At 64.5% G+C, this 9,163-nt stretch carries 9 protein-coding genes, 1 pseudogene and 1 other annotated feature; of the genes and pseudogenes, 7 read left to right on the top strand and 3 right to left on the bottom strand.

The window, feature by feature from the left end; translation table 11 throughout:
• Window positions 1-161 precede the first annotated feature (161 nt).
• From A3728_RS22135 to A3728_RS01730, 3 genes are all read right to left on the bottom strand, one after another.
• On the bottom strand, window positions 162-467 hold the full coding sequence (locus A3728_RS22135; protein WP_269084727.1) for an EthD family reductase: 306 nt from the start codon (window positions 465-467) through the stop codon (window positions 162-164).
• A 67-nt stretch (window positions 468-534) separates the two neighbouring features.
• Window positions 535-747, bottom strand: coding sequence for a hypothetical protein (locus A3728_RS01735; RefSeq protein WP_067919706.1), 213 nt, complete (start codon window positions 745-747; stop codon window positions 535-537).
• On the bottom strand, window positions 748-1,209 hold the full coding sequence (locus A3728_RS01730) for a zinc-binding dehydrogenase (RefSeq protein ID WP_161487205.1): 462 nt from the start codon (window positions 1,207-1,209) through the stop codon (window positions 748-750). It abuts the gene before it with no gap.
• Window positions 1,210-1,519: 310 nt separating this feature from the next.
• On the opposite strand from A3728_RS01730, the pseudogene A3728_RS01720 reads away from it, so the two are divergent.
• From A3728_RS01720 to A3728_RS01690, 7 genes and pseudogenes are all read left to right on the top strand, one after another.
• A pseudogene (locus A3728_RS01720) lies at window positions 1,520-2,786 on the top strand (IS3 family transposase).
• Window positions 1,801-1,919: a sequence feature (AL1L pseudoknot), on the top strand. (Overlaps the previous pseudogene by 119 nt.)
• Window positions 2,787-2,792: 6 nt before the next feature.
• The gene (locus A3728_RS01715) at window positions 2,793-3,050 is read left to right on the top strand and encodes a TRAP transporter large permease subunit (RefSeq protein ID WP_309765880.1); all 258 of its coding nucleotides are present in this window, start codon (window positions 2,793-2,795) and stop codon (window positions 3,048-3,050) included.
• Window positions 3,047-3,871: an SDR family oxidoreductase gene (locus A3728_RS01710; protein WP_067919702.1), complete on the top strand. Its 825-nt coding sequence runs from the start codon at window positions 3,047-3,049 to the stop codon at window positions 3,869-3,871. The genes A3728_RS01715 and A3728_RS01710 overlap by 4 nt, the downstream gene beginning before the upstream one ends.
• A complete protein-coding gene (locus A3728_RS01705) occupies window positions 3,868-4,611 on the top strand; it encodes an SDR family NAD(P)-dependent oxidoreductase (RefSeq protein ID WP_067919701.1) in 744 nt (247 codons plus the stop codon). The genes A3728_RS01710 and A3728_RS01705 overlap by 4 nt, the downstream gene beginning before the upstream one ends.
• 90 nt (window positions 4,612-4,701) lie before the next feature.
• Window positions 4,702-6,093, top strand: coding sequence for a hypothetical protein (locus tag A3728_RS01700; protein WP_067919700.1), 1,392 nt, complete (start codon window positions 4,702-4,704; stop codon window positions 6,091-6,093).
• Between the two features lie 189 nt (window positions 6,094-6,282).
• Entirely contained in the window at window positions 6,283-7,287 is a 1,005-nt protein-coding gene (locus A3728_RS01695; RefSeq protein ID WP_067919699.1) for a TAXI family TRAP transporter solute-binding subunit, read from the top strand.
• A gap of 120 nt (window positions 7,288-7,407) precedes the next feature.
• A partial coding sequence (locus tag A3728_RS01690) for a TRAP transporter permease (protein WP_067919697.1) occupies window positions 7,408-9,163 on the top strand: 1,756 nt, incomplete at its 3' end.

Genomic DNA, 9,163 nt, shown 5'->3' with positions numbered 1-9,163 from the left:
ACGGGTGAGATCGCCTGACCAAAGGCCATGCCGGATCGCCGATGGTCCCTCGTCACACCGGGTGATTCTATAATGGCATCATAATTCGTATTGCGAATGGGAAGCGGGCCGGCGACGTGCCAAACGCACCGGCCCGGCCACGCCAAACCTGTCCGAACACGTCAGTCGATCAATACGGTGTCCTGCACCTCGAAACGCAGCACTTCCTCGGCAAAGTTTTCCAGATCCCGCGCCGCCGCCGCGCCCTCGGGCGAACCGACCGCCGGCCCGACATCCGCGTCCGATGCAAACCCAAGCGTGGCAAAGCCGATCACCTCGCGCCCGCCGGGCGAGCGCAGCGCCTGCGCCCCGTCCAGGATGGAGATCGAGTAATGGACCAGCCCCGGCAGTTTCGCCGCAATGGGCGCATGAATGCCCGTCCAGTAGGCTATGAAGTCATCCCGTTCAATGCCGTCTTTCGCGGCCAGAAAACTTGTCCGTTTGACATCCTGTCTCTCCGATCCGATACGGGCCGCGCGGGCCGCGCGGGCCGCGTCAGTCCTGCATCATCCGCAGCACGGGCTTCACCACGCTGCCGTCTTCCATGGCGTGGATCGCCTTGTTGATCCGTTCGAACGGGTAATGCGCGATGATCTTCTCCACCGGAAGCTGACCCTTGCGGTAATACTCGATCAGCTCGGGGATGAAGTCCGGCGGGTTGCTGTCACCCTCGATCACGCCGCGCCAGGACAGACCGGCCCCGACCATTTAACGCGCCTCCACGCTGTACCGGGTGCCGGGCGCCGGGGCGGCGACAAGCGCCAGCATGCCGCGCTTGCGCAGGGCCTGACTGGCCGTGTCCACCACGGTGGGAATGCCGGTCGTGTCGAGACCGCAATGATACCCGCCCCCGCTCGCCTCGCGCAGCTTCCCGACAAGGTCGGGATCGTCGCCGCGAAAGGCATGGGTCGCCCCCAGCTCGCGCGCCAGCGCCAGCCGGTTCTCCGCCAGATCGACGGCGCAGATGTTCGTACAGCCCGCAATCGCCGCCCCCATGAGCGAGGACAGCCCGACCGACCCCGCACCGAACACAACGAAACTGTCGCCCGCCTGTGGCCGGATCGCGTTGAGCCCCGCGCCAACGCCGGTCTGGATGCCGCATCCCAGCGGGGCAAGCACATCCAGCGGCAGGGCCTTGTCGATCTTCACCACGTTGCGCCGATGAGCCAACTGTCGCTGCAAAACTACGCAGCGATCGGCGGTCGGTTGGTATCCTCTCCTGCCGGGAAGAGGCGGGGTCACACACGTCGATCCAGTCTTTCGCAACATCGACGCCGATGTAGGTTTGGGGCAAAGTCACTGTCCTGTCCTTGATATTCGGGGTCGGCACTACGGGCGCCCCTTGCAACTGTTCAGGTTCAAATGGCGACGGCGCAAATGGGCCCCTTGCTACTCAGCGGGATCTACCTCCCCGGGATGGAACGGGGTCCCACCTGCGTTCCCAGTATGCCCGACCTTGAACACACAAGGATGGAGCATCATGAGCAAGACCACGAACAAATTTTCCCCTGAAGTCCGCGAGCGCGCGGTGCGGATGGTTCTCGGCAACGAGGGCGAGCATGGCTCTCGCTGGCAGGCGATCACATCGATCGCAGCGAAGATCGGCTGCTCGGCGAACACGCTGAACGACTGGGTCAAGAAGGCCGAGGTCGACAACGGCAAGCGTTCAGGCGTCCCCAGCGAGATGGCCGAGAGAATGAAGGCGCTGGAGCGGGAGAACCGCGAGCTGCGCCAAGCCAACGAGATCCTGCGCAAGGCGTCGGCTTATTTTGCGATGGCGGAGCTCGACCGCCGGTCGAAGTGATGGTGGATTTCGTTGAAGCGCATCGCGATGCGCATGGGGTCGAGCCGATCTGCACGGTGAGCCGCCGAAGGCGCCACCGGTCCGAGCCCGGCGGCGAACGCCGATTGCCCCCTCCACCTACTATTCTCACTTGGCGAAGCGGGCTGACCCGGCGCGGCAGTCTGACCGCGCCCGTCGTGATGCCACCCTGCGGCCCGAGATCGAACGCGTCTGGGAGGAGAACTATCAAGTCTACGGCGTCCGCAAGGTATGGCGCCAGCTTGTCCGGGAAGGGTTCGATGTCGCTCGTTGCACTGTGGCAAGGCTTATGAATGACATGGGTATTCAAGGCATTATCCGCGGCAAGCCACATCGGACGACGATCCCGGACAAGAAGACCCCGTGTCCGTTGGACAAGGTAAACCGTGAGTTCCGCGTTCCGGCACCCAACATGCTCTGGGTGAGCGACTTCACCTACGTCGCCACCTGGAAGGGCTTCGTCTATGTCGCCTTTGTCATCGACGCCTACGCGCGCAAGATCGTCGGCTGGCGCGCCAGCACGTCAGCGCAGACAGGTTTCGTCTTGGATGCACTGGAGCAGGCAGTCCATGACCGAAGGCCGACAAAGGCCATGGGGTTGGTTCATCATAGCGACCGCGGATCGCAATACCTGTCCATTCGCTACACCGAGAGGCTGGGCGAAGCCGGTATCGAACCTTCCGTGGGGAGCGTTGGCGACAGCTACGACAATGCGTTGGCCGAAACCATCAACGGCCTCTACAAGGCTGAAGTCATCCATCGCCGCGGCCCCTGGCGCAGCTTCGAGGCCGTCGAATATGCCACGCTGGAATGGGTGGACTGGTTCAACAACCGCCGACTTCTCGAGCCCATCGGAAACATCCCGCCAGCCGAGGCTGAGGCCAACTTCTACGCAGCTCTGGAAACTGAAGAAATGGCCGCGTAACTAACCATAATTAGCCTCCGGCAAGCCCGGGGCGGTCCAATCTGGTTCGGCGTGTTCCTCGTGATCGTCGTCGAGGCGGGGATGATCACGCCTCCGCTCGGCATGAACATATTCGTCATACAGGCACAGGCATCGGACATTCCGCTGATCCGAATATATCAGGCGGTCATGCCCTATGTTGCCGGGCCAATCCTGCTGTGCCTGCTTCTGGTGATCTTCCCGGCAATCGCCCTGTTCCTGCCAGAAGTGTTGTTCGCACCATGACCCAAAGCTCTTTTCCCTTCGATGGCGCGGTTGCGCTTGTCACCGGCGCGGCGTCCGGCATCGGTCAGGCGCTGGTCGCCGCCCTTCAGGCCCAAGGCGTGAAGGTGGCGGGCGCCGACCTGTCGGCCCCCGCTGGCCCGGACCTCGCCCTCGCGCTCGACATACGGTCCCGTTCGGACTGGGCCGCCGCCGCCGACCGGGTCGGCGAAACCTTCGGCGGGGCCGATCTGCTGTTCAATGTCGCGGGCATATGCGCCTCGCCCCAACCCATCCATGAGGTCGAGCTGGAGACCTTCCAGCGCGTCCTCGACACCAATCTGGTGGGCATGTTCCACGGCACGCAGGTTTTCGTGAACCAGCTGCGCCGGACGGGCCGCTCGGCGCATATCGTCAATATCTGCTCGGTCTGCGGCCTGTTCTCGACCCCCGGCTATGCGGCCTATGCCGCATCCAAGACTGCCACCGTTTCGCTGAGCGAGACCGCGCGCAGCGATCTGGCCCCGCTGGGCATCGGCGTCACCGCCGTCTGCCCCGGCTACGTCAACACGGCCATCGCAAGCTCCGGTCAGGACAGCACGTCCGAGAACCGCCGACGCGTGGCCGAGATCATGGCCAATTCCATGCAGCCCGAAGAGGTGGCCCGCCGGATCATCGAGGCGGTGAGCCGCAACCTCCCCTACCTGCTGACCCATCCCGAATATGACCGCGTCATCGCCGCCCGTGCCGCCATGCTCGACGCGGCGCTCGTCACCGCGCGCGAACTCGATGCCGGGGGCCACCCCATCGACGACGTGACCCGGCTCGGGGGAAGCTGGCTATGACCCCCGGCCAGGCAGACATCCTGGGCGTGTCTTTCGGCGGCCGCCTCGTGGTCGTCACCGGCGGCGCGCGCGGACAGGGTGCGCTTCAGGCCCGGCATCTCGCGGCGCGGGGCGCGCAGGTGATCGTCGCCGACATCCTTGAAGACGAGGGCCGCGCCCTCGCGGATGAGATCGGCGCGCAATTCGCCCGCCTCGACGTGACCTCGGAAGCGGACTGGGCGGCGTTGCAGGCGCAATGCGGCGACCGGCCCCTGCACGGTCTGGTGAACAATGCCGGGCTCTACCGGCCAGAAACCATCCCCGACACCACGCCCGAGGATTTCGACCTGCAATACAAGGTCAACCAGTTCGGCACCTATCTGGGCGTGAAGTTCGCCGAAGCGGCGATGGGCCCCGAAGGCGGGTCGATCGTGAACATCTCGTCGCTTGCCGGGCTGCACGCCAGCAAGGGCATTGCCTATGTCGGAACGAAGTGGGCCGTGCGCGGCATGACCAAGACCGCCGCGCGCGAACTGGGCCCGCGCGGGATCCGCGTCAACTCGGTCCATCCGGGCATCATTCTCACCCCGATGCTGGACGCCTGGAGCGACGAGGACCTGAAGACCCGCACCGCTCAGGTCCCGCTTGGTCGCGCGGGATTGCCCGAAGATGTGGTCCATACGTTGCTGTTTTTACTGTCGGATTTCAGCCGCTACATCTCGGGGGCCGAAATCGCGATTGATGGCGGGTTGTCTGTCTAGACAATACCGGAAAGGATAGAGCCGCCGCACCGTCGATCAAACCGGGCGGTGCGTAGCGGTCGGTTCACCGGTATGAGGTAAGAGCATATCATGCCAGATACAGCCAGCCCCGGCCGACTGTCCACGATCGCATCGGCCGCATTGCTGGGCGGCACGATTTTCACCCTCGCGGACCTATTCAGCAACAATCACCTGTTCGCCGGAATCGCGATCACGCTGATCGTGTGCCACATCCTGATGCGTTGGCGTCATGTGCGCACCAACGCCAAGGTCCTGCTCCTGCTCGCCGCGCTGTCGGGGGCGCTGCTGGTCCTGACCGGGGGCGATCCGGGCAGCCTTGCCCTTGCAGCAAGCCGCGCGCTCTACCTTCCTGCCCTGCTGGCCGTCATGGCGATCCTGCGGGTGGCCGCGATGCGCTCGAACATCGTCAGTACCGCCGCCCATTTCGTGGTGGACCAGCCCCCGTCGCGGCGGTTCGCCCTGCTGGCCAGCGGCAGTCATATCTTCGGCATCCTGCTCAATCTCGGCGGCCTGCAGCTTCTGCTCGGGATCGCGCTGGCCGAACGTGACCGCGCCGCGCCCAGCCCCGACATCGCCGAAGTGCAGGGGCGGCGAATCACCAATGCGGTCCTGCGCGGCTTTGCCGCCACCATCCTGTGGTCGCCGGTCGGGCTGGCCATCAACATGCTCATCCCGCTGATGCCGACATTGGGATATGTGTCCTACCTGCCCTACGGCCTTGGCCTGATGGTGGTCTTCTTCGCCCTCGGCTGGGTGTTCGACCGGCTGGAGCGCCGTCCGCGCCGCACCTTCACCCCGTCGCCCCACAAGGGCGCGGGCCTCGCCATGGCCGCGCTGCTCGGGTTGCTCCTAGCGATCACCGGGCTGTCGGCACTGGCCGAGGCGGTGGTCGGCATTCCGATGCGGGCCGCGATCCTGATCGTCATTCCCGCCATGGCGGTGATCTGGGTCCTGCTGACCGAAGGCCGCCCCTTCTCGGGCAATCTCAAATCCCTTGCCCGCGACGGGTTCCGCGCACTGCCCGATTCAACCAGTGAAATCTGCCTGATCGGCGCCAGCGCCTTCCTCGGACTGACCGTGGTGGAAATGCTGCCCGCCGAAAAGCTTCGCATGCTGATCGAACATGTCTCGATCGGGCCGGGCGTCATCGCCTGCATCATCATCCTGCTGATGACACTGGTAAGCCAGCTTGGCCTCTCCCCCATGATCGGCGCGCTGCTGTGCTCCGGCGCTATCATCTCGTCCGGGATCGACATGCCGGAACTGATGCTGATGCTGGCCTTGATGTGCGGCTGGTCCGGCTCGATGCTGCTGTCCCCCTTCGCGTCCACTCTTGCCATCGCCACGGGGATGATCGGCAAGTCCCCCCGCGACGTGGGCCTGCGATGGAACGGGCCATTCATCCTGACCTATTACGTGATCGTCATGACCGCCCTGCTGATCGCGGGCGCGATGCTCTGACCTGCCGCTGGGGCAGCCTCTCATTCGTTTGAAGATTGCAACCGGGACCGTCAGCCCGAATTGACTCCAACTCGGGCTGCCTCTAAGTTGATGCGGTATTCGACGTTTGTTCGAATACCGGGCTCAATAGCCAGACCCGCTCCAAAGAGCGGGACAAGAACCGCAGTGGGTAGGGAGGATGTTGCCCCAATGATATTCCAGAAACTGACCGCCGCAGCGCTCGGCGTTGCCATGCTTGTGGGCGCCGCGCCCAAATCCGCCGAGGCCGATATCCTCGTGATGGGCGGCAACCCGGAAGGAAGCCTGTTCTACGCGCAGTCCCAGGCTATCGCCTCGGTCATTGGCCAACATACCGGCGACCGCGTTGACGTGCTGCCGCAATCCCCGACGGTCTTCTTCCCGATGTTCGTCTCCAGCGAGGCCGATCTTGGCCTGTCGAGCCCGATCGAAGCCAACTTCGCCTTCCGCGCCGTCGGACCCTATGAAGGGGCCAATGGCGGCGAAGGGTATCCGATCTCCACGATCATGCTCGGCTCGCCGATCCGCCTGTCGCTCGTGGTGCGCGGCAGCTCGGACATCCAGAGCATGGCCGATCTGAAAGGCAAGCGCGTCGCGTCGAACTACGGCGCCTTCGCGGGGTCCTCGATCACCGCCGAAGCCGCGCTCGCCAATGCCGGCCTGACCGATGACGACATCGAAGTGGTCAGCGTCTCCAGCTATCCCGAAGGCGTGACCGCCGTGATCGAGGGCCGCGCCGACGCCGCCGTCGGCTCCATCGGCAGCGGTATCCTTCAGCAGCTCAACGCCGCCGAAGGCGCGCGCATCCTGTCGATCGACCCCTCGCCCGAAGCGATGGCCCGTTCGAAGGAAATCGGCAGCGCCTTCGTTCCGATCGAAGTGCCCGCGGGCATCGTCGGTGTCGACAGCGACATCCACGCGCTCAGCTATGCGACCACGCTCTACGGCCGCAGCGATCTGGCCGACGAAAAGGTCTCCGCGATCCTCGAGACCCTGTGGGAGCATTCCGAAGAGCTGAAGGCCATTCACCCGTCGCTCGCGACCTGGACGCCGGATCGGTTTGCCGACACCGCCGTCGTGGTCCCGTTCCACCCGGCCGCCATTGAATTCTTCAAGTCCAAGGGCGTGTGGACCGACGAGCTCGAAGCCCGTCAGGCTGAGATTTCGGCGAAATAACCCATGATGCGCCGGGCCACGTCCCGGGGCGACACAGTAACGGATCGCTCCGGCCCGGTGAAGGCGGCCGGGGCGATCCTCCCTGTAAGAGTCCACACGCCAACCGGAGGCCAGACACCCGTGCAAGAAAACAACAGGGTTCTGAAACGCCCGTATCGCTACGTCTACGAGGTCCTTGCTATCATCCTGCCCATCGCGGCGCTGATCTATTCGCTTCAGCTGCTGCCGCGCTTCGGCATCATCATATACAAGGAACAATACCTGACGCTGTTCATCGCGATCTGCGTCGCGATCTCGTTCCTGGTCAAACCCTTCTCCAAGTCCCAGGTCCGCGAAACGCCGCCCTGGTATGACATAATCGGGGCCGTTCTGGCGCTGATCGTCGGGGGTTACATCTTTCTGAATTACGACGAAATCGTCCGCAGCCTTGGCCTCATCACCACCGACAAGGTGATCGTCAGCGTGATCGGTATCGTCCTGCTTCTCGAAGTGGCACGCCGCCATGTCGGCTGGACCATGGTTAGCGTCGGCCTTCTGGCGCTCGGATACGCCTATTTCGGTCACTACCTGTCGGGCATGTTCGAAACCCGCGTGATCCGCTGGGACCGGCTCGTCACCTATAACTATCTCGGAACCGGGGCGATCTTCGGCACGCCGGTCTATGTCGCGGCCACCATCGTCACCAGTTTCGTGGTCTTCGGACAGGTACTGTTCCTGGTCGGTGGCGGCGATGCGATCTCTGACTTCGCCTTCGCCCTGATGGGCCGCCGCAAGGGCGGACCCGCCAAGGTCGCGATCATGTCCAGCGCGCTCTTTGGCTCGCTCTCGGGCAGCGCCTCGGCCAACGTGGCCACCACCGGGATGCTCACCATCCCGATGATGCGCAAGGTCGGATATTCGCCCGAACGGGCCGGCGCGGTCGAGGCAGTCGCCTCCACCGGCGGCCTCGTCCTGCCCCCGGTCATGGCCGCCACCGGCTTTCTCATGGCCGAGTTTCTGGCCGTTCCCTATGCCACCGTGGCCATCGCGGCGGCGGTTCCGGCGCTCCTGTTCTACTTCTGCGTCTACCTTCAGGTTCACCTCGAAGCGGTGAAAGCCAGCATGGAAGGCGCCGACGCGACCGAGCTTCCGGACCTGCGCGATGCGGGCCGCCGGATGATCCCGGTGGCGGTGCCCTTCGCGATCCTGCTCTGGACGCTCTTTGGCTGGAACTGGAACCCGGCGGCCTCGGCCTTCGCGGCCAGCTTCGCCACGATCCTGATGTCGCTGGTCCTGCCCAGCATGCGCCGCCCGGCGCGCGCCTATGTCCGCACCTTCGTGGAAGCGGGCGAAGCCACGGTGTTCATCGCGATCATGTGCGCCATTGCCGGGATCGTCGTGGGCTGCCTCGGCCTGACCGGCCTTGGGTCGAGCCTGTCGCAGAACCTCATCGCGGCCTCGGGCGGCAGCATCTGGCTGCTCCTGATCTTCTCGGCCATCGGCTGCATCATCCTCGGGATGGGGGTGCCGGTGACGGCGACCTATATCATCCTCGTGATCCTGATCGGCCCGGCCTTCGAACAGCTCGGCATCAACAAGATGGGCGCGCATATGTTCATCTTCTACTTCGGCACGCTGTCCTTCCTGACGCCGCCGGTCTGCCTGTCGGTCTTCGTGGCCTCGTCGATTGCGCGCTCCGCTCCGATGAAAACGGCGCTCGAGGCCCTGAAGCTCGCGGTGGTGGCCTATATCATCCCCTTCGCCTTCGTCCTGAACCCTGCCTTCCTTCTGCAAGGAACCCTGGTCGAGATCGGCGCGGCCATCATCGGCGGCGTGGCTTCGGTCTTCCTGATCTCGGCTGGGCTCGTCGGGTATCTGGCGCGGCGGGTGTCGGTGG

The organism is Sulfitobacter sp. HI0040, assembly GCF_001634885.1.
In the GTDB taxonomy this organism is placed as follows: domain Bacteria; phylum Pseudomonadota; class Alphaproteobacteria; order Rhodobacterales; family Rhodobacteraceae; genus Sulfitobacter.
Note: the sequence above shows the minus strand (reverse complement) of the source record. Positions and strands in the feature narration are given on the sequence as shown.

Excerpts from the sequence above, each read along its gene's own strand:
- A3728_RS01700 (WP_067919700.1), top strand. The coding sequence starts at position 4,702 with ATGCCAGATACAGCCAGCCCCGGCCGACTGTCCACGATCGCATCGGCC.
- A3728_RS01695 (WP_067919699.1), top strand. The coding sequence starts at position 6,283 with ATGATATTCCAGAAACTGACCGCCGCAGCGCTCGGCGTTGCCATGCTT.
- A3728_RS01735 (WP_067919706.1), bottom strand. The coding sequence starts at position 747 with ATGGTCGGGGCCGGTCTGTCCTGGCGCGGCGTGATCGAGGGTGACAGC.
- A3728_RS01710 (WP_067919702.1), top strand. The coding sequence starts at position 3,047 with ATGACCCAAAGCTCTTTTCCCTTCGATGGCGCGGTTGCGCTTGTCACC.
- A3728_RS01705 (WP_067919701.1), top strand. The coding sequence starts at position 3,868 with ATGACCCCCGGCCAGGCAGACATCCTGGGCGTGTCTTTCGGCGGCCGC.